Below are 18,925 nucleotides of genomic sequence, written 5' to 3'. Positions count from 1 at the left end.
GACTTTATCCGTGCTTCTTGAAATGTGCGGCATGAATGCCGCACTGCCGATGAAGATTCGCAAAGAGAGGAGTCGGATAATCCGTATGACAGCAGAGGAAAAGCGCAAGGCGGAGATGGCGACGGTCAAGAAAATGCTCGAAATCTACTGCCGCGCGCATCATGGCAACAATTTGAGCCTTTGCGAAGAATGTGAAGCGCTGCTCGATTATGCCCGTGCACGTGTCGAGCGCTGCCCGCACATGGAGACAAAGACGTTTTGCAGTGCGTGCCAGACGCACTGCTACGCGCCCAAGATGCGCGAAAAAATCCGCGAAGCCATGCGCTACAGCGGCCCGCGCATGCTGCTCCACGCGCCCGTCATGGCGCTTCGGCACATGTTCATCGAGTGGAGGGAGAAGCGGCGCTGAAGGCAGACTTGCTCTCCGGCAGATCGGCATAATGAAAAAGGAACGAACCCCGTGATGATTTGTCACGGGGTTCGTTGTCGTTAGCAGGGCGCATATTCTCGCACGAAACGAAGCTCCTCTGCTTGCCGCATCAAGGTTTCTGTCCATGCAAATTGTCGGGATACTCGACGCCGCGCGTCTTCTGGTAGACGATCTTGAACATGTAGTAGGGATAGGCATGATAGTCGTCGATGTATCCCGTATAGCCGCGACTCTTTATATAGCGCCAAATCTCATCGTAATCGAACATGGGCATGGAAAGCCATTGCCCACGGGCAGAGTAAAACTGAGGATTGGAGCCGCCGTCTTTCGATTGGCGGTATTGCCGAATCCTATACTCACGGAAAGAGCCGTCGGCATCGCGATAATAAGCGACGTAGCCCGTTGCATACGTGTAGTAATCCGGATCTTCGTCGCTGAAGGTGCATGAGCTGAGATCTACATATTCACGGTAGTTGGCGTGATAATACGAGACAGGATAGTTGGGATCGTCGTCAAGATACTGCAGGGAAGCAGACGCTGTGTGCGGCTGGACGAGGAAGAACAGCGCGAAAGCCGCTGCAGTGAGGAATGTGTGGAAAAATCGTTTCATGATGGATGCCTCCTTGGTATATGGTTGCCGTCTACTGTGTGATTATCATTTCGCGTTCGATATTTGATTTCCTGCCAGTTTGGCAGGGAAGTATAGTAAGAGTGTGAAGAATTGAACGGATTGTCGATTTCCGCGAGGAGATTTCGCCCTGTGGACGGCCGAGCATTGCCAGCTCGCGAATCGGCTGACCTTCCTCTGCGAGATGCCGTCGTGCTGCGTGCCGTCCTGCTTTGATGAAACTGTTGCGGGAAACAGGCGAAAAAGCAACTCATGCCGTCTCGCGAGACGGCTGAATATATGTTCTGAAAGTTCGCTGGAAAAGTTTACAAGTTAACACATTACAAGTTGACACATGAGGCAAAGCGTGCTATATTATCCTTCATACCTATTCATTCATCTTTAAGGAAAGAAGGATTCATCATGAATGCACTGATGCTTGTCGGGTGCGCCATCGTTGTCTTTCTCGCTGCCTACACCATCTATGGACGGTGGCTCGTGAAAACGTGGGGCATCGACGAAACCGCTGCGACGCCGGCGCAGAGATTCGAGGATGGGCAAGACTACGCGCCTGCCTCGCGCTTCACCGTCTTTGCGCATCAATTTTCCTCCATCACGGGCGCAGGCCCTGTCACGGGCCCCATCATCGCCGCCATGTTCGGCTGGCTTCCGGCGTTCCTCTGGCTGCTCGTCGGCGGCGTCTTCTTTGGCGCGGTGCAGGATTTCAGTGCGCTCTATGCGTCGGTGCGCAACGAAGGGCGCTCGATGGGCATGCTCATTGAGCAGTACATCGGCAAGACGGGGCGTCGCCTCTTCCTGCTGTTTTGCTGGCTCTTCACGTTGCTCGTCATCGCTGCCTTTGCCGACATCGTCGCGAACACGTTCAACGGCTTCGCCAAGGACGGCAGCCTCGCCGTACCAAATGCGGCGGCGGCTTCGATCTCGATGCTCTATATCTTCGTGGCAATGGGCTTCGGACTCTTCATCCGCCGCATGAAGCCCTCGGGCGCAGTGAAGTTTTTCGTCGCCATCGCGCTCATCGTCGCCATGCTTGCCGTCGGTATTTCTTATCCGCTCTATTTCGATGCGACGGTTTGGCGCTACGTCGTCTTTGCCTACTGCTTCATCGCCGCCGTCCTGCCCATGTGGTTCTTGATGCAGCCGCGTGACTACCTGAGCGTCTTCCTGCTCCTCGGCATGGTCGCGGGCGCCGTCCTCGGCGTGCTCATCGCCAATCCCGTCATCGAGATGCCCGCCTTCGTCGCCTTCGAGGTCAAGGGGCAGTCGCTCTTCCCGATCCTCTTCATCACGATCGCCTGCGGCGCTGTCTCGGGCTTCCACAGCCTCGTTTCTTCAGGCACAAGCTCGAAATCCATCGAGAACGAGCGCGACATGCTGCCCGTCGGCTACGGCGCAATGCTCGTCGAATCGCTTCTCGGCGTCGTCGCCCTCGTCATCGTCTGCTCGGCAGCGACGGGCGGGCATCTGCCGGACGGCACGCCGTTCCAGATTTTCGCGGGCGCAGTCTCGGGCTTCTTCGTGGAGTTCGGCCTGCCGAAGCATGTCGCCGCCTGCATCATGACGATGTGCGTCTCGGCGCTCGCCATGACGACGATCGATTCCGTCGCACGCATCGGACGCATGTCCTTCCAGGAGCTTCTCGCACCGTCGGAGGGCGAGGCGGAAGGCGCCGCCGCGAGGCTCCTGCGCAACAAGTACGTCGCGACGGCGATCACGCTCGCTCTCGGCTATCTGCTGTGCCTCGCGGGCTACATGAGCATCTGGCCGCTCTTCGGTGCGGCGAACCAGCTGCTCGCGTCCCTCGTCCTCATCTCCATCGCCGTCTTCCTGCGCACGACGGAACGCAAGGGCTGGATGCTCTACGTCCCCATGACCTTCATGTTCCTCGTCACGATGTCGGCGCTCGTTATGAGCGTCTATGGCATCATCGGCAAGCTTATGAACGGTGGTTTCGTATTCCTGGTCGACGGGCTGCAGCTCCTCCTCGCGCTCGCACTGATGACGCTCGCGCTTCTGGTCGTCAAGCACTGTGCCGCTGAACTCGTCACGGGCAAAGCCGAGCATGAGGCGCGTACCGATATGTGACGGATTGACGAAAACAGCTTGTCAGAATCCTGCTCCTCTGCTATAATAGTCCTATATCTTCCAGAGGAGCAGCCGCGATTCTGCGGCGTCCGCCGGACGCACGGTGCGCGGCATATATGCAAGCGAGACCTTGTCCCGTAGCCGGGGTGGGGTCTTTTTCGTATAGGGAAAGGAGAGTCTTCTCTATGAATACGATAAAAACAACGATCTTGATGGCGCTCATGATGATCCTTCTCGTCGTCTTGGGCGGTGCGATCGGCGGCAAGGGCGGTGCGATGATGATGTTCGTCGTCTCTTTGGCGATGAATTTCTTCTCCTATTGGTTCAGCGACAGCATTGTGCTTCGAATGTACGGCGCACGTCCGCTGACGGAGAGGGAAGCGCCCGAACTTTACCATCTTGTGGCAGATCTTGCGGCGCGCGCGGGACTGCCCATGCCGAAGGTCTGTCTGGTCGAATCTATGACGCCGAATGCCTTTGCGACGGGGCGCAGTCCCTCGCACGCCGCCGTCGCCGTCACGCGCGGTATCGTCGGCATGTTGAGCCGCGAGGAGCTTTCGGGCGTGCTCGCGCATGAGCTTTCGCACATCAAGCACCGCGACACCTTGATCTCGACGATTGCCGCCGCCATGGGCAGCGCGATTTCCATGCTTGCCTACATGGCGCAGTGGAGCGCGATCTTCGGCCGCTCGGACGATGACGAGGGGGCGGGCGGCATCGTCGGCACGCTTCTCGCCGTCCTCGTAGCGCCGCTCGCGGCGACGCTCATCCAGCTCGCGATCTCGCGCTCCCGCGAGTACGACGCCGACAAGTCGGGCGGCGAGATCTGCGGCAATCCGCGCTATCTCGCGCGGGCGCTCGAAAAGATCTCCGGCACGGTACAGTCCATGCCGCCGATGCGCGAGGCCGAGACGCAGCCTGCGACGAGCAATCTCTTCATCATCAACCCTCTCGCCGGCTCGCGCCAGGCCTTCGTGAACCTCTTCTCCACGCACCCCTCGACCGCCGAGCGCGTCGCCAGACTCGAAGAGCAGGCGCGGCTTCTGGACAGGTGAGGTGTCCTTTGCAGGAGGCACGAGGCTGATCTTCGTAGAAAAATGGACAAACAACACGGAAGGAGCTTTTCGTATGGATCGTGAGAATCGCATCAGCACGAAGCCGGCCGATCGCGGCATGCTCAAGGAGCTGTGCCGCTATCTTGATCGCTTCTGGCGTCCCGAAGGCGAGGCGCCGGATGAAGCGCAGCATATTCCAGACATGTTGTATGACGTGGAGCCGTGCGAAGAGGAGCGCAGGCGGTACGCGCTCTACGGCAAACCGCCGAAAAAGGATCGTCTGACTCCCGCCGTCGGGGCGGGGCTCGGCTTGTTCCTGTCGAGTCTGAAAAGCCGGCTGAACAAGGCGGAAGAAACGTGCTCCGAGCGGCTTCTGCGCCTGATACGCGAGCGTGGGCGGGACGAAGTCGAAGTCTATCAGAAGGCGGGCATCGACCGCAAGCTCTTTTCCAAGATGCGCCGCAAGGACTACCGACCGAAGGCGAAGACGCTCTACGCCTTCATCATCGTGCTGCAGCTCACCCTTGACGATGCCGTGGATCTCTTGGCGAGCGCAGGCTACGCATTCTCCTCGGCGAGCCGGCTCGATCTTGCCGTGAAGTTCTGCGTCGAGAAGGGCATCGGCGACCTCGACGAGGTCAACAACGCCTTGTACGAATTGGGCATGGAAACGCTGCCGTGAGATGAATGTCTGGTTTGGCGTTTGCTCTGCGTCCGCATGTAGGCCCTGCACCGCAGATGTCGCCCGCCGTGCGACCTTGCCGCCTCTTTTTCTTGTTACAATGATTTCACAGAAGAGAAAACCATTGCAGCAAAAAAAGGAGATGCTCATCATGACGGAAGAAAAGAAAGCAGCGCAGGGCAGGACGGAACTCGTATTCATCCTCGACCGCAGCGGCTCGATGTCGGGCTTGGAATCGGACACCATCGGCGGTTTCAACGGTATGCTGCGCCGCCAACAGGAAGAAAGCACGGACATCCTCGTTTCCACCGTGCTCTTTGACGACGAGGTCGAGGTCATTCACGACCGCGTGCCCATCGGGAAGGTCGCGCCACTGACGGGGCACGAATACTTCACGCGCGGCTGCACGGCGCTTCTCGACGCCATCGGCGACTCGATCCAGCACATCCGCAACATTCACAAGTATGCGCGAGAAGAGGATCGTCCCGTGCGCACGATGTTCGTCATCACGACCGACGGTCTTGAAAATTCAAGCGTTCGCTACACGGCGAAGAAGGTTAAGAAGCTCATCGAGCATCAGGAGAAAAGGTACGGCTGGGAGTTCGTCTTCCTCGGCGCGAACATGGACGCCGTCGCTGTCGCGAGCGATCTCGGCATCCGCCGGGAAAACTCCGTGGAGTTCGCGTGCGATGCGGGCGGTGTGCGCGAAAACTTCGCCTCGCTCGGCGCGATGACCGCGAGCTTCATCAAGACAGGCGTCGTGGGCGCCGGCTGGAGCATGGCGATCGCTGACTATTGCAGGAAGGCACGAGGGAAGAAGTAAGGAAAAGCAGAGAAAATAGTAAGAGGCATGGACAAAATCTGTCCATGCCTCTTACTATAATGAAAGCAAGGAATTGGCTGATGTCGCATGACAGGCGACCTCGGAGCGAAGCGACTTGGTATAGATGACTCTTTGTGCAAGCAAACGCTTTGCATGCTGATCGTAGACCGGGTTTTGGTAAAGCGTAGGGCGCTTGTCTGAAGAATTTTCATCTTGCTGCAGGGAATCATCTTCCTTGCCTTTATTATAGCATCGAATGAAAATCGGGAACGACCATCGACGATTGATGGAAAGCAAGGAATATGTTATAGTGATGAAAACGAGGTGTTTACAGAGGGGTGGGAATAGGAATGGAGCAGATGCCGATTACCGACGATATGGTTGTCCGACGCGTTCGTGCTGCAGTGAAAATTGCGTTGGAAAAGAATAAGGCGATGGGAGTGCCGAGCATTGTCTATGACCGCAAAACGCAAAAAATTTATGAACTGAGAGCGGATGGCGAGCGTGTTCCTGTAGCAGAACGAGCATTGAAGGGGCGTTATGGTGACTGGGGAGAAGAAGCCTGAGATCGTAGTGTTTGCCGGTCCGAACGGCTCGGGAAAAAGTACCTTTGTGGAAATTCTTCGACCGCGGATGGACTATATCAATGCGGATGAAATTAAGAAGAACATCAAATGCAGCGATCTTGAGGCGGCACAGATTGCGGAAGGACAAAGAGAAGACTGCCTGCAGGAAAAACGAGATTTTTGTTTTGAAACAGTGCTATCCACGAATCGGAATCTGGACTTACTGTGCAGAGCAAGAGTGGCAGGGTATTTCGTTCGCTGTTATTATGTCCTTACCGCTGATCCGCGAATCAATGTTTACCGCGTCAAAACACGGGTGATGTCTGGAGGGCATGATGTCCCTGAAGATAAGATATACGAGCGTTTTTGGCGAGCGATGAAACTTGTGCCCCAAATTGTCAACGTCAGCGATATATGCCATATATACGACAATTCTGAGGAAGAGGCCTTTCGTATTTTCAAGAAACGCAAGGATGCGTTTTTTTATGATGAATGTGATGATTGGCATGTGGAAGATATTCGGCTTTTAACAGGAATTGAGAATATGGAGTACAAAAACTTGAATCCGTGAATCCTTTGCGCACGGATTTATGAAAACTTTCATACGAACTATGTTGAGGCATGGACAAAATCTGTCCATGCCTCTTGCTATAATGAAAGCAAGGAATTGGCTGATGTCGCATGGCAGGCGACCTCGGAGCGAAGCGACTTGGTATAATGGGAGCAGAAAAAGGGATAAGCGTGAATGACTGCACACTTATGGGAGGTGCCTTTGATGGATGTTTTACAGAGGATTCGCGGCTTCGCATCCCCGCCGTGCGGGGACTGCCTGTATCGCCTGGGCGTTGTGCGCTGCGTCGTAAGCCCGTGCCCCGCATGCCGCATGACGGGGATTCGCCCGTCGTTTTGTGGCTCGCGCGTCTTTGGCAGGCGCTCGCGGCGTCGCGGAGACGGCGGGGAAACGTGCGTGAAGCGTACGAAGTGAAGGACAGTTTCCGGGAAATGTCGTCAGCCCGACGGGCAACCTGTCGGGCTGGCATATCGAAATCTCGAAATATCAAGAAGCGGAGGAGGCAATACGATGGAACGATTGGAAATCAAGGGAAAGGCCGCGACGGCGATCGCCTATGCGAAGGTCATTGAAGACGAAGCCGTCGAGCAGATTCGGCGCATGTGCGACTACGAGTTCGCCGAGGGTGCGAAGATCCGCATCATGCCCGATGTTCACTGGGGCAAGGGCTGCACGATCGGCACGACGATGACGGTGAGGGACAAGGTCGTGCCGAACCTCGTCGGCGTCGACATCGGCTGCGGCATGTATACGGTAAACCTCGGAAAGAAGGAACTCGACCTCGCCAAGGTCGACGAGGCGGCGCACATCATCCCGTCGGGCAGACAGCTGTGGGAGGGGCGGCAAGCGAAGTTCGACTTCACGGAGCTTCGCTGCTACCGCGATCTCAAGAACGTCAAGCGTATCGCCAAGGCACTCGGCACGCTCGGCGGCGGCAACCACTTCATCGAGATCGACCGCGCTGCGGATGGTACGAACTACCTCGTCATTCACACGGGCAGCCGCAGTCTCGGCACGCAGGTCGCCGAAATCTATCAGTCCCTCGCCATCGATCTCGCGCACGGCAAGGCGGCGCTCTTTGCGGCACGCGACGAGATGATCCGCCGCTACAAGGCGGAAGGACGCCGCGCCGAGCTGCAGGAAGCGATCAAGGAGCTGCATCGGAACTTCCGCCCGACGAAGATGAGCGTGCCGCCCGACCTCGCCTTTCTCTTCGGCAAGTATCTCGATGACTACCTGCACGACATCGAGATCTGCCAGCGCTTCGCAAGATTGAACCGCGAGAAGATCGCCGAGAAATTGCTTGAGCACATCGGCGTCACGCCGAGCGAAGCGTTCCATACGGTGCACAACTATATCGACACGAAGGAAATGATCCTTCGCAAGGGCGCTATCGCCGCTCACCAGGGCGAGCGCGTCCTCATCCCGATCAACATGCGCGACGGCAGCATCCTCGCCGTCGGCCGCGGCGATCCCGAGTGGAACTACTCCGGCCCGCACGGCGCAGGTCGGCTCATGTCAAGGACGACGGCACGCGAGCGCTTCACGCTCGAAGAATTCCAAAAGGAAATGGCGGGCGTCTACACGACGAGCATCGGCGAAGGCACGCTCGATGAAGCACCGATGGCCTACAAGTCACTCGCTGACATCATCGACGTGATCCGCGATTCCGTCGACGTCATCGAGGTTCTGAAGCCGGTTTATAATTTCAAGGCAGGAGGCCCGAAGGGGGCGGTGGAGGAGATGGAATAAAGATGTTTATGATTCCCGAGAGAATACGGCCCAAGCCGCTGAATAACAGGGGTGCTGAAGGCGATAAGGAAAAGGAGCGGGAGTTCGGCGCTAATATCATCGGTGTTGGAGATAACGGGCGGGAAGCTGTTCACTGCTTGCTGCGAGAAGGTTTCAAAGGCATCAGATGGCTGGGATTGCATCGGAATCCGCAAAATCGCTACCCGATAGGCGTCGATGTGATTGCGACGTATGGATCATGGGCGGGCATCGAAAATGTCGTGCTTCCGTTCGGCGGCGGGATGCCAAAAAGCGTACTGCAATTTTATAGGTATCGCAAACGCTTTTTTCAGACAGGGAAGCCGTCGTTCGTGCTGGCTGATTTTGCGGAATCGGTTGGCAGAGATGCTGCGCCCGTTGCAGCTGCGGATTCGTATGCAATCGCTGTGGTCGCGATACCCTTCATTGAGAAAATCATAGCCCCGAATGCGCTGGACTTTATAGAAGCGAAACTGTATTGGCGATTTCAAAGCCTGTGCCAACATACGAGTGTCGTCATAGCGATGGACGACGACGTTCCGTCTCGTATAGGAGAAGCAAGAAACAAGGCGATGGCGAAGCGGCAAAGCGATTTCGTCGGCGATCTGCTGCACAGCATACAAGGCGGGGCGAACGCCGCGCTGCATTGGCAGGAAGTTGAGAAATTTTTTTCCGAGCCTCGGAGATGGGGACGGTGCAACCTGTGGAGAGCATGGAGCAGCGTAGCCAGAGACGTGCGCTCTGCGATGGCAGACGTGCGACGCGTGCTCTCGTGCGGCGGCGCATTGGAGGAGGCAAAGCGCGTATTCCTCATGATCACGGGGAAGGATGGGGAATTTTCCCTGATGGAGGTGCAGGACGTGGTGGATGCGTTGACGGCGGCGCTGGATGAAGAAGCGGAGGTGATGCTGCACGTCAATTGTGAGAAGGAATTTGCTGACGGTGTGCGTGTCAATATGGCGGTGCGGCTGGATGCGGGGTGAGCGGCGTCCGGAATGTAGCGCTATGACAAATGTGTTGCGGGAGTGGGGACCTTTATGGTAGAATTTCCATAAGATTAGAAAATGTAGAGAGAAGGGATAGATATGGCTGACGCACGGGAACGGCTGCTGAAGCACTATGAGGACGTTGAGAGAGTCTTGCAAAAAGCAGAGACGGATGTAATCTGCATTTCTGCAACGACGTGCCCTTTGAGTTCTACGGATGTAGAGCTGTTGCATAAATGCACGGAAGCGATCGAGAAGATGAGGAAAGATTTCAGGCATGAGAAAGAAAATATGCCGAAAGGCGTCGCGTGGGACACCTGCAGCATCGCATTTCTTGGAGAGACGAATTCTGGGAAATCTACCTTGATTGAGGCTCTGCGTGTAGCCTTGACAAAGGGAGATGGAAAAAGCGATGCGTGCTGGGGTTCTCCTATTGGCGATGGAAGTCCTGACTTTACAAGGGATGTTGTCCGACATGAGCTTTGTGTAGCGGGGCACAGGGTCGTGCTCGAAGATTTGCCGGGTATCGAGGGAAAGGAAAAGGCACTTGTCGCAAATATCGAGCGTGGCCTTCGAGAGGCGAATGTCGTTATTTACCTTGTGGGGAACGGCAAAAAGCCAGAGCGAGGGACGGTTGCGAAGATCAGGCGGTATCTGCGTCAGGACGCTTTGGTCTATGCAATCTGCAACGTGCATTGCGCACCTAAGGCGAATCGTACTTCCTTGGACGGGATTTATGAAGAAAACTTGCAGGAAAAGTATGAGGACGCTGAACGGGAAGCGGCGCGGCAGACACAAGCGGTGATGAAGAATATTCTGGGAGCAAACTTTCGTGCAGTATACTGCATGAACGCTCAGCTTGCGTTTTGTGCGGCAGCATATGATCGGACGGCAGGTGTGACGGAGATCGTGCCGGAGAGAGATGGACTGCGCAAGGCGCAAGAGAAATACGCGAGGGAATTTGCAGGCGATTATGATGCGATGCAGGAGTTGAGCCGGTTAAGCGTTGTGGAAGGTTTGGTAAAGTCATGCGCTGGAGGATTTGCCAGAGAGCGTATCGAGCAATGCAAGCGAAAGATGAAGTCGCATTTTCGTCGTTGGAAAGAGAGGGAAGAAGAGAATGTCGGTGCATTGGCACTTTTGCAGGACGCTTGCCGAGAATTGCGAGAGATTGAGGCTGGGGAAAGAAAAATCTTGCAAAACCTGAATCTGGCGCATGAGAAATTCAAAGAACGCATTGAGCTGATTCCTGTGCGCGTGGCAGAGAAGTTTCGCGAACATTATGCGAAAAAGCTGTATGCGAACATTGAAGAATGGGAGGAATTTGACAAAGATCGGGCGGAATCCTTTATGGAGAGATATAAGGAGGATATGCAGGAATATATTAAAGGCAAAGTGGAAAAACGAGTTCGGGAGGCTGCAAAAATCTTGGAAGAGGAGTATCGGCAAGCAGGCAGACGTGTGGAGGCGTTTCTTTGGCAGAATTTTGAGACGAGAATCCAGGCATCTGCTGAGCGCGAGGGATTTCTCTCCACAGATTTCAATAAGGAGGACACGCTTTTTTCCGACATTTTCGAAGGTGTGTTTTCTGTGTTGGGCGCCGTGGCGATACGCGGGGTGTTGGCTGCCTTCTTCGGCCTTACTGGACCAGCGGGGTGGATTCTGGGCGGTTTGTTCGTTGTCGCCGAGAAGCTCTTGCGATATTTAATGAGCAGGGAAGAGCGCGTTGCAAAAGCGAAAAATGCAGCGTATGAATTTCTGACAAAGCTGGAAAAGAAGCTGCAGGAATCTTTGCAGGATAAGTTTGATGAGGTGGATTTGGGAGAGCAGGTTCGACGGGCATCGTATCGTTTGATTGAGGAACTTGTGGAGGAGCGCAGAGCAAGGTTCTTTGAACGTGTGGAGGCGGCGGCTTGTCATCTGCAGGAAGAATTAGCATGCAAGGCAGAAGAGATAGGGGGATATTCGTATGGAGAAGCTTGAACGGTTGTCGGATTGGGAAGCATGCGCAAAGAGACGTTATCTGGCTGTGCAGGAGAAGATGGAGGAACTCCATGATCTGAATGTGGACTGCGCAGAGGATTTGCAGAAAATCGAGGATAAGCTCGGCAGCATGGGGCAGGAGAAAATATCTCTGGCACTTGTTGGCGCGTTCTCCGATGGAAAAACGAGCGTGATTGCCGGTTTGTTTGGGGAAGAACTGGAAGGGATGCAGATCTCAGTCGATGAGTCTACGGATGAGATTCAGATATATGAACCGAATAACCCGAAGATTTCCTGCCGCATCGTCGATACGCCAGGACTTTTCGGCACGAAGGAGAAGCAGAGGTCAGACGGTGTTGTGCAGTTGGGAGAAATCGCGAAGCGATACCTAGCCGAAGCGCATATGCTGCTTTATGTTGTGGAGAGCAAGAATCCAATCAAGGACAGTCACAAGGATACTCTGCGTTGGATCATGAAGGATTTGCAGAAAACGGATCGGATGATCTTCGTCATCAATAAGATGGATGACGTCGCTGATCTCAGCGATGAAGAGGAGTTCCTTTCGCAGGCGGCGATTAAGAAGGAGGCTGTGCGGGAGAAACTGCGGGAACTGGTGGGAGTTCGTGCGGATGATGCAGCCAAAGTTCGCATTGTCTGCATTGCCGCCGATCCTGACAGGCGGGGTATGGATTTTTGGAAGGAACATACAGATGTCTATGAAAAGCGTTCGCATATAGTGGATTTGGAAGACGCCATAGAAGGTGTCCTTCAGAAGCATTCGGCAGAAGAGTTTTTTGCGAATGCGGCTCTTGGCGTTTGCAAGGCGGTACTGGGAAGATATATCGAAGAGGTGCCGACATTCGTCAAGGCACAGGAAAAGATGCGTGAAAAATTAGCGGAAAGCGTGTCTCGTCAGGAGGCAGACTTTCAGGAAACGCGGAAACATTTGCTGCTTGCAGGAGAGGAGTGCTGGGAAGAACTCGCAGCTTATCGACAAAGGCTGCTGGATGGGATTCACGCACTGAGCTTGGAAAGCGCTGAGAAATTTATCGATTTGGAATTTGGCAGGTCGGGCGATACGATCGGAAAGCACTTTGAACAGCAGTTGACTCATATCATGGAAAAGCATCTTGGTCGCATGAGGGAAGATATCGAAACCTTCAAGAAGAAGTTTGAGCAGGAAACTGATGTGCAGAGTAATATCTTTTTGGGGTTGGGAAGACAGGCACAGAGTTGGATCAAATATATACCACCGACGAAGATGGTGGATTTTGCGAGAAAAGGGATTTTTATTGGCAGGGATTTGCTGAAGAGAATCGGCATAATTATCAAGTTCAAGCCGTGGCAGGTTGTGAAATTTGCAAAGGCCGTTCCGATTCTTACTGTCTTATTGGAGTTGCTGATGCTGGTCGTTGACGCGCTGGTGCAAAGCAAACGGGATGCGAGGCTTAAGGAACTGAAGGAGACGCTGCTGCAGGGAGTCGAGGAAACTTTCCAAGAAATTCAGTCTACATTGCAGGGCGACGCGCTGTTTGAAAATTATGTGCCAGATTTCCTGAGCGTGCAGTCAGATCTTGAAGCAGCGCAGAAGGAGCTGCAGGATTTGAAAGAGAATATGCGGTTGCTTGCGGTATGGACGGAAGCGGCGAAGGAATTGCAGTTGGGATTGGAGAATCTGCGTTGACTGGCGAAGCCTGAGATGTTTCAATCTTAAAATAGACATGGAAGGAAAAGCAAAGCTGTAGGGATCTCCTATGATTATGAAGCAGGGAAACCGTAGCAAGAATCTTTTATGGCATGGACGAATACCGTCCATGCCTTTTGGCATACCAGAAAAAGAAGGTGTCGTATGGCAGGCGACCGTGTGGAAATGTCAACCTGCTATACTGATGATGGAAGAAGTTCATGGGAAGCAGAATCGAGGCAGGGAAGAAGGAGGCTTAGGAGATTTAATGTGAAGTGGGTGCAAGGAAATGATGATTATTGAATCGGGGAGGATGCAGTTATGGCAAGGAAAGTAGTCAATAATGCAGCAGGTTTGGCTGAGGCTGTAAAGGATGGGGTTGATGAGATCGTCATCGAAGGAAAGTACGGTGATATAGTCATAAAAGTCAAAGCGACTGGTTCTGTCGCATGGGGCGTGGCGATTGCTGCCATTGGTATTGCTGTTGGTGCTTTGTTGGCCACGCCGGGAACAGCAGGGACTTCCGCGATAATGGCGGCACCGTCCTTTGGCTTGGCGGCGGCAACTTTGGGAGGCGGAGGAGTAGCTGTTGGTGCGATCAGCATCGCTGTGGCAGCAGGCGGTGTGGGGGTGTTGACTCGTTTGAGAGATTACGAGGTACAAAAACTTGCCGATGGCAAAGTCTTACTGAAGAAAAGATGATATTTATCAACATAGGGAGGCCATCATGCAAACCGACACACACGCCGACAATCGCAGTTATCGCTTGCTCGATCTCTACAAGCGGTTGCAGCAGGGGGAGGCGCTGTCGAAGCGGGAGCTTGCCGATCAGTATCGCGTGAGCGAGAAGACGGTGCAGCGTGATATAGAGGGGCTGCGCGAGTATCTTGCGGGGGAGCAGTCGTATCTTGAGGTCGTTTACGACAAGGAGGCGGGCGGCTATCGCATCTCGCGCGAGAGTGCCGAGGGGCTGCAGCCGGAGGAAGTGTTTGCGGTCTGCAAGATTCTTTTGGAGAGCCGTCCGTTTCCCAAGGCGGTGATGCAGCGGCTTTTGGGGAAGCTCTTGTCGCAGGTGTCGCGGGAGAAGCGCGATGTCGTGGAGAAGCTGATTGCGCAGGAGACGCACCACTATACGGAGCCGCAGCATGGCAGGGATGTGATTCCTGCGCTATGGCGGCTTGCCGCCGCCATACGCGAGCAGCGCATCACTTCGTTCAGCTATACGCGACTCGACGGCGTTTGCCATGAGCGCGTGGTCAAGCCCGTGGCGATTCTTTTTTCGGAGTTTTACTTCTATTTGATTGCCTACTATGCAGACGATTCGGCGGACTATCCAATCGTTTTCCGCATCGACCGCATGGAGAAGATCAGCGTGAAGAAGGAGCGTTTTTCCGTGCCCTATCGCGAGCGATTCAAGGAGGGCGAGTTCCGAAAGCGCATTCAGTTCATGTATGCGGGTGAACTGCGGCGCATCACGTTCACCTACAGCGGCTGTTCCTTGGAGGCGATTCGCGACCGTCTGCCGACGCTGCGCGTACTCAAGGAGGAGGCGGGCATCTACACGCTGATGGCGGAGAGCTACGGCAAGGGCATCGAGATGTGGCTGAGGACGCAGGGGGAGGAAGTGCAGGTGCTGGAGGTGTGCAGGGGATAAGAATTGCATAGAATTTTCCGGCATGGACAAAATCTGTCCATGCCGGTTGCTATTATGGGTCGTGACCCAGTGTCGCATGCAAAGCATGCGACACAGTAAACCACCCGCTATGCGGGTGGAAGACAAATGGTTATACCAAAAACACCTTTCCGGGTAGTATACTAAGGTTGTTCAAGCCAGTATACAGAAAGGAAAGGTGCTTATGGCACAGAAAGCTAATAGTTTATCGCATACAAAGTGGCTGTGCAAGTATCACATCGTGTTTACGCCTAAATACCGTAGGAAAATCATCTACAATCAGTATAAAGCGAGCATCCGTGACATTTTAAGGCAACTTTGTGCATATAAAGGTGTAGAGATTTTGGAAGGACACTTGATGCCCGATCATGTGCATATGTTGGTAAGCATTCCGCCGAAACTTAGTGTATCACAATTTATGGGATATCTCAAAGGGAAAAGTGCGTTAATGATATTTGACAAACACGCCAATTTGAAATACAAATTTGGCAATCGGCACTTTTGGGCAGAAGGATACTATGTGAGTACGGTTGGCTTAAATGAAGCAACCATTCGCAAGTATATCCAAGAGCAAGAAAGGCATGATGTTGCGATGGATAAGTTGAGTGTGAAGGAATACGAAGACCCTTTTAAGGGTAGCAAGTAGTACAAACGCCCTTTTAAGGGCGGCGACGAGTCAAGAGCAATCTGGCTTGAACGTAGTGAAAGCCAGCGTCTTTAGACGCTGGCTGGTAACTGCCCCTTATAGGGGCGAGCAAACCACCCGTTTGACGGGTGGTCATGATTATTGGAGATGTAAGATGTCACACGGCGGGCGACCATGAAAAGAAGGCGCGTTGTTAGAATGATGGTGCAAGCAGTCAAGTTCGAAAGGTGCAGACGGGGCTGATTTCTGTGAGGGCGGCGCACAATGCTTACAAAGTACGCTTGTGTGTAGCTTGCAATGAAGATGTGAGAAGCAAAGGGGATGAGAGAAGTGTCGGTTATCATGGGGTCTGAGCTGATTGAGATGTTTAAGACAATGCGGCGTTTGGGGATGCCGCCGATGCAATCTCGGAAGATGCGCAATGGAATGGGTACAGCGGATATTGTCGGCATCGGCGACAACGGGGCGGAAGTTGTCCGCCGCTTGATGGAATCCGATTGTGTGAATGCGATATATCTGGTACTGCATCGTGATGAGAAAAAGCTCCGGCAGATGAAGGCAGATACGATTGCGATGAAAGATGATTCGTGGGAAGTTGTGGAGAATGTGATGACGGCGTCGTTCGAAAGTTTGCCGATCAGTTATCAGAAGTTCTGTTTTTATTATCGGCAGACATGGCGGTTTTTGTATCCGTCTCTTGTGTTGGCAGATTTTTCGGAGGCGATTGGAAGGGAGACTGCGCCTGCTGCAGCGAAGAACTCGGTGTATGGCTCTACGCAAAAAATCGCCGTGGTGCATGTCCCGCTGATCGAAAAACTCATGGACAAGAATGAGACGGAGATGCGGGAGACGGAGTTGTACCAGCGCTTTCAATGCCTTTGCGAACAGGCGGAAGCTGTCATCGCGATGGGCGATGATGCTTCTGCAGCGTTGGGAACGGCAGAGGCAAATGCGATGGCGAAGCGGCAGAGTGATTTCGTCGGCGATTTGCTGCTCGCTTTGCACGGGGATGGGGAAATGCGGCTCTCATGGCAGGAGGTTCGTGCGTTCCTGTCTGCAGGCAGGCTGTCGAGACGGGGAAATCTATGGCAGGCATGGAGCAGTGAAGCGGCAGATGTGCGCTCGGCGATGGCGGACGTGCAGCGCGTGCTCTCGTGCGGCGGCGCGCTGCAGGCGGCAAAGCGCGTGTTCGTCATGGTCACGGGGAAGGAAGGAGAGCTTTCCCTGCCGGCGGTGCAGAAGACGATGGCGGAATTGTCGGCATTGATGGATAAAGAAGCAGAGGTGCTGCTGCACGTCAACAGCGAGAAGGAGTTCGACGCTGGCGTACGTATCAATATGGCAGTGCAGGTGGAGCGGGAATGTTGACTAGTTTCGTTTGCGGAATTACAAGGTGCAGAAGCTGGCGGATGGCAAAATTTTATTAAGAAAGAATTGAATTATATCCACCGCCATGGGGAGGATATGAGTAGGATTTTACGGCATGGATAAAACCTGTCTATGCCGTTTGTTATATTTGGAGCTGCAAGATGTCGCACGACGGGCGACCGCAAGTGCGTGTCAATCCGTTATACTTGCAGCAGAGAGAAAATCTCGCAGAAAGATGGAGCTGCGGCAGGAAAGAGGTGAAAAATAGAGAATCTTATGTAATATGCGAGAAGGGCGTTTTTGAGGGAAAATTAAAATTCTTGAGGAGGGAAGAATCGTGTTTGGGAAAAATGTGAATGCAGAAGATTTCAACAATATCGATATGGGGACATTCGAGGAGAAGTACTCGGAGAAGGGGCTTTGGGAGAAGATCCAGGGGAATGTGGCGGCGATCGGTGCGAATCTCGTTTACAAGGCGCTGCAGCTTTTTTATGTCGCGCAGTCGCCGCAATGCCCGACGAAGGTCAAGGCGGCCATTTACGGGTCGCTGGGATACCTCATCTCCCCGCTCGATCTCATTCCGGATTTCACGCCTGTTGCGGGATACGCAGATGATGCGGTGGCCTTGGGAACGGCGCTGCTTTTGGCGCAGATGTACATCACCGATGAGATCAAGATGAAAGCGCGGGAGAAGATTCGCAGTTTGTTCGGTGAGGAGATTTTGCGAAAGTTGGAAGAGGAGGGGCATAAATCGGTCTGATGCTCAAGGCGGATCTTACGGGGAAGATGTATGAGATCAGGGCCTTTCTGACGGATTAGTGCATCGGCAGTTGGATTGTTTTGGCCAAGGGGAGAACGGGGGATGGAGATGAAGAAAATCATTGCGGCAGTGCTTGCGCTGTGGCTGGGGCTTTGCCCTGCGCCGGCTTATGCAGGAATCGGCGACGCCTTTGATCTCGCGGGGGCGGCTGTCAGCAGTATGTTCAGTGAGGATGTCGATCAAACGACGAATGACATTCTTCAGAGGATGGAGAAGGATTCTTCTCAGAAAAAAATCTTGCGCGAGCATATTCAGAAGACGGAAGGGCTTGAGCATACGATTGAGAATGCGGCGGGCCATGCGTTGTTCTTACAGAAAATCCCTCTTGTAGGAGGAATTTTTTCAAGAATCTATTTCGGACTGGTGACCGCTTATTGTGAGTATCGTGCTTCGGATGATTCACACGGAATCGTCGTGAAATTCGAGGATATGCGCAGTGACTTATGGGATGTTTATGGCGATATACTGCAGCTTATACGGGATGTGGATCCTGAAAGTACGCTGAGCATGATGAATTTTGCACAACAGGCAAATCGTGGGCAGGAATTGGATAAGGCGCTGAAGAAAATCAAAGAGGCGGCTTTCCGCGACGATGCGCCTGCTGCAGCGAGCCAAAGCGATGGCAAGAGCGCTGCGCCGCCTGCGAAAGATGCGGCGGTGGAGAAGTATCGCTCGCTGGCAAGGCAGTGCGGTCTCGATGGCGAGGTCGTCGCTATGAGCAAGGGGACGGGAGACGGCTCGGGCGTATGCCTCGTCCGGCCGGCAGGCAGGAGCGGCCGCTACTTGATTTATAATGCGGCGGACGGCATGAAGGCCGCGGTTTCGGCAGATATTCCCGTGGATCCGATCAAAAACAATCGCGATGGACAATATTCGTTGACTCTTTGGCTCGATATCTACGATGCGCCGCGCAGTCATGACGCTGCCGCCGGCGTCTGGAAAGGAACGATGCACCGCATGCCGATCTTGGTGAAATACGAGGTGAAGAACGGCGAGGTGATTCCCGGCATGATTACGACGGCGAACGGGACGGAGAGCAGCGCGAACTGCACGGAGGTATTGTATGAAACGCGCAACGTCACGACGATTAACCTTCTTCTGACGGAGATACGCTCGTTGCGATAGGAAGATCGAGAGGGAATAAGCATCGTTTGAC

21 protein-coding genes are annotated in these 18,925 nt (G+C 54.0%); 19 read left to right on the top strand and 2 right to left on the bottom strand.

The features are described 5' to 3' along the window. The first annotated feature begins 85 nt into the window (after positions 1-85). Positions 86-409, top strand: a complete 324-nt coding sequence (locus SELSP_RS10875; protein WP_013741045.1) for a nitrous oxide-stimulated promoter family protein — start codon at positions 86-88, stop codon at positions 407-409. Positions 410-539: 130 nt separating this feature from the next. Here the strand turns inward: SELSP_RS10875 and SELSP_RS10870 are convergent, their stop codons facing one another. Continuing rightward, the gene (locus tag SELSP_RS10870; protein ID WP_006193240.1) at positions 540-1,040 is read right to left on the bottom strand and encodes a hypothetical protein; all 501 of its coding nucleotides are present in this window, start codon (positions 1,038-1,040) and stop codon (positions 540-542) included. A 420-nt stretch (positions 1,041-1,460) separates the two neighbouring features. Between SELSP_RS10870 and SELSP_RS10865 the strand changes: the two genes are divergently transcribed. The 8 genes from SELSP_RS10865 to SELSP_RS10835 all read left to right on the top strand — a co-directional run bounded on the left by SELSP_RS10865 (position 1,461) and on the right by SELSP_RS10835 (position 8,592). Continuing rightward, on the top strand, positions 1,461-3,143 hold the full coding sequence (locus SELSP_RS10865; protein ID WP_006193238.1) for a carbon starvation CstA family protein: 1,683 nt from the start codon (positions 1,461-1,463) through the stop codon (positions 3,141-3,143). A 185-nt stretch (positions 3,144-3,328) separates the two neighbouring features. Then, the gene (gene htpX, locus SELSP_RS10860) at positions 3,329-4,198 is read left to right on the top strand and encodes a zinc metalloprotease HtpX (protein ID WP_006193237.1); all 870 of its coding nucleotides are present in this window, start codon (positions 3,329-3,331) and stop codon (positions 4,196-4,198) included. 73 nt (positions 4,199-4,271) lie between these two features. Next, complete coding sequence (locus tag SELSP_RS10855) at positions 4,272-4,880, top strand: hypothetical protein (RefSeq protein ID WP_006193236.1); 609 nt, start codon at positions 4,272-4,274, stop codon at positions 4,878-4,880. Between the two features lie 151 nt (positions 4,881-5,031). Beyond that, a complete protein-coding gene (locus SELSP_RS10850; protein ID WP_013741044.1) occupies positions 5,032-5,703 on the top strand; it encodes a vWA domain-containing protein in 672 nt (223 codons plus the stop codon). Between the two features lie 350 nt (positions 5,704-6,053). Then, positions 6,054-6,269 (top strand): hypothetical protein, encoded by a 216-nt coding sequence (locus SELSP_RS10845; protein WP_006193232.1) that lies wholly within the window; start codon positions 6,054-6,056, stop codon positions 6,267-6,269. After that, entirely contained in the window at positions 6,244-6,840 is a 597-nt protein-coding gene (locus SELSP_RS10840) for a zeta toxin family protein (protein ID WP_006193231.1), read from the top strand. Before SELSP_RS10845 ends, SELSP_RS10840 begins: the two co-directional genes overlap by 26 nt. Before the next feature lie 204 nt (positions 6,841-7,044). Further along, positions 7,045-7,254, top strand: a complete 210-nt coding sequence (locus tag SELSP_RS12215) for a hypothetical protein (RefSeq protein ID WP_155813690.1) — start codon at positions 7,045-7,047, stop codon at positions 7,252-7,254. Positions 7,255-7,350: 96 nt separating this feature from the next. Continuing rightward, complete coding sequence (locus tag SELSP_RS10835; protein WP_006193230.1) at positions 7,351-8,592, top strand: RNA-splicing ligase RtcB; 1,242 nt, start codon at positions 7,351-7,353, stop codon at positions 8,590-8,592. Positions 8,593-8,828: 236 nt separating this feature from the next. Here SELSP_RS10835 and SELSP_RS12520 read toward each other — a convergent pair whose 3' ends face one another. Continuing rightward, the gene (locus SELSP_RS12520) at positions 8,829-9,116 is read right to left on the bottom strand and encodes a hypothetical protein (protein ID WP_233275178.1); all 288 of its coding nucleotides are present in this window, start codon (positions 9,114-9,116) and stop codon (positions 8,829-8,831) included. Positions 9,117-9,182: 66 nt separating this feature from the next. Here SELSP_RS12520 and SELSP_RS12515 point away from each other — a divergent pair, with 66 nt between their 5' ends. From SELSP_RS12515 to SELSP_RS10790, 10 genes are all read left to right on the top strand, one after another. Beyond that, entirely contained in the window at positions 9,183-9,593 is a 411-nt protein-coding gene (locus SELSP_RS12515) for an FtsZ/tubulin family protein (RefSeq protein WP_233275177.1), read from the top strand. A 156-nt stretch (positions 9,594-9,749) separates the two neighbouring features. Next, on the top strand, positions 9,750-11,579 hold the full coding sequence (locus SELSP_RS10825; RefSeq protein WP_233275176.1) for a GTPase domain-containing protein: 1,830 nt from the start codon (positions 9,750-9,752) through the stop codon (positions 11,577-11,579). Continuing rightward, positions 11,566-13,263, top strand: coding sequence for a LeoA/HP0731 family dynamin-like GTPase (locus SELSP_RS10820; protein ID WP_006193227.1), 1,698 nt, complete (start codon positions 11,566-11,568; stop codon positions 13,261-13,263). The genes SELSP_RS10825 and SELSP_RS10820 overlap by 14 nt, the downstream gene beginning before the upstream one ends. 70 nt (positions 13,264-13,333) lie before the next feature. After that, entirely contained in the window at positions 13,334-13,537 is a 204-nt protein-coding gene (locus SELSP_RS12210; RefSeq protein WP_155815095.1) for a hypothetical protein, read from the top strand. Between the two features lie 47 nt (positions 13,538-13,584). Then, positions 13,585-13,965, top strand: a complete 381-nt coding sequence (locus SELSP_RS10815) for a hypothetical protein (protein WP_006193225.1) — start codon at positions 13,585-13,587, stop codon at positions 13,963-13,965. A gap of 25 nt (positions 13,966-13,990) precedes the next feature. Continuing rightward, the gene (locus tag SELSP_RS10810) at positions 13,991-14,917 is read left to right on the top strand and encodes a helix-turn-helix transcriptional regulator (RefSeq protein WP_006193224.1); all 927 of its coding nucleotides are present in this window, start codon (positions 13,991-13,993) and stop codon (positions 14,915-14,917) included. A 202-nt stretch (positions 14,918-15,119) separates the two neighbouring features. Then, entirely contained in the window at positions 15,120-15,581 is a 462-nt protein-coding gene (tnpA, locus tag SELSP_RS10805; protein ID WP_006193881.1) for an IS200/IS605 family transposase, read from the top strand. A 426-nt stretch (positions 15,582-16,007) separates the two neighbouring features. Further along, positions 16,008-16,949, top strand: a complete 942-nt coding sequence (locus tag SELSP_RS10800; protein ID WP_232362368.1) for a cell division protein FtsZ — start codon at positions 16,008-16,010, stop codon at positions 16,947-16,949. A 337-nt stretch (positions 16,950-17,286) separates the two neighbouring features. Beyond that, positions 17,287-17,709, top strand: a complete 423-nt coding sequence (locus SELSP_RS10795; protein WP_006193220.1) for a YkvA family protein — start codon at positions 17,287-17,289, stop codon at positions 17,707-17,709. Positions 17,710-17,811: 102 nt separating this feature from the next. Beyond that, positions 17,812-18,894, top strand: coding sequence for a hypothetical protein (locus tag SELSP_RS10790; protein ID WP_006193219.1), 1,083 nt, complete (start codon positions 17,812-17,814; stop codon positions 18,892-18,894). The last annotated feature ends 31 nt before the right edge of the window (positions 18,895-18,925 follow it).

The organism is Selenomonas sputigena ATCC 35185 (genome assembly GCF_000208405.1).
GTDB classification, from domain to species: Bacteria; Bacillota; Negativicutes; order Selenomonadales; family Selenomonadaceae; genus Selenomonas; species Selenomonas sputigena.
The sequence above is the reverse complement of the archived record's forward strand: the minus strand, read 5'-3'. Positions and strand labels throughout refer to the sequence as shown.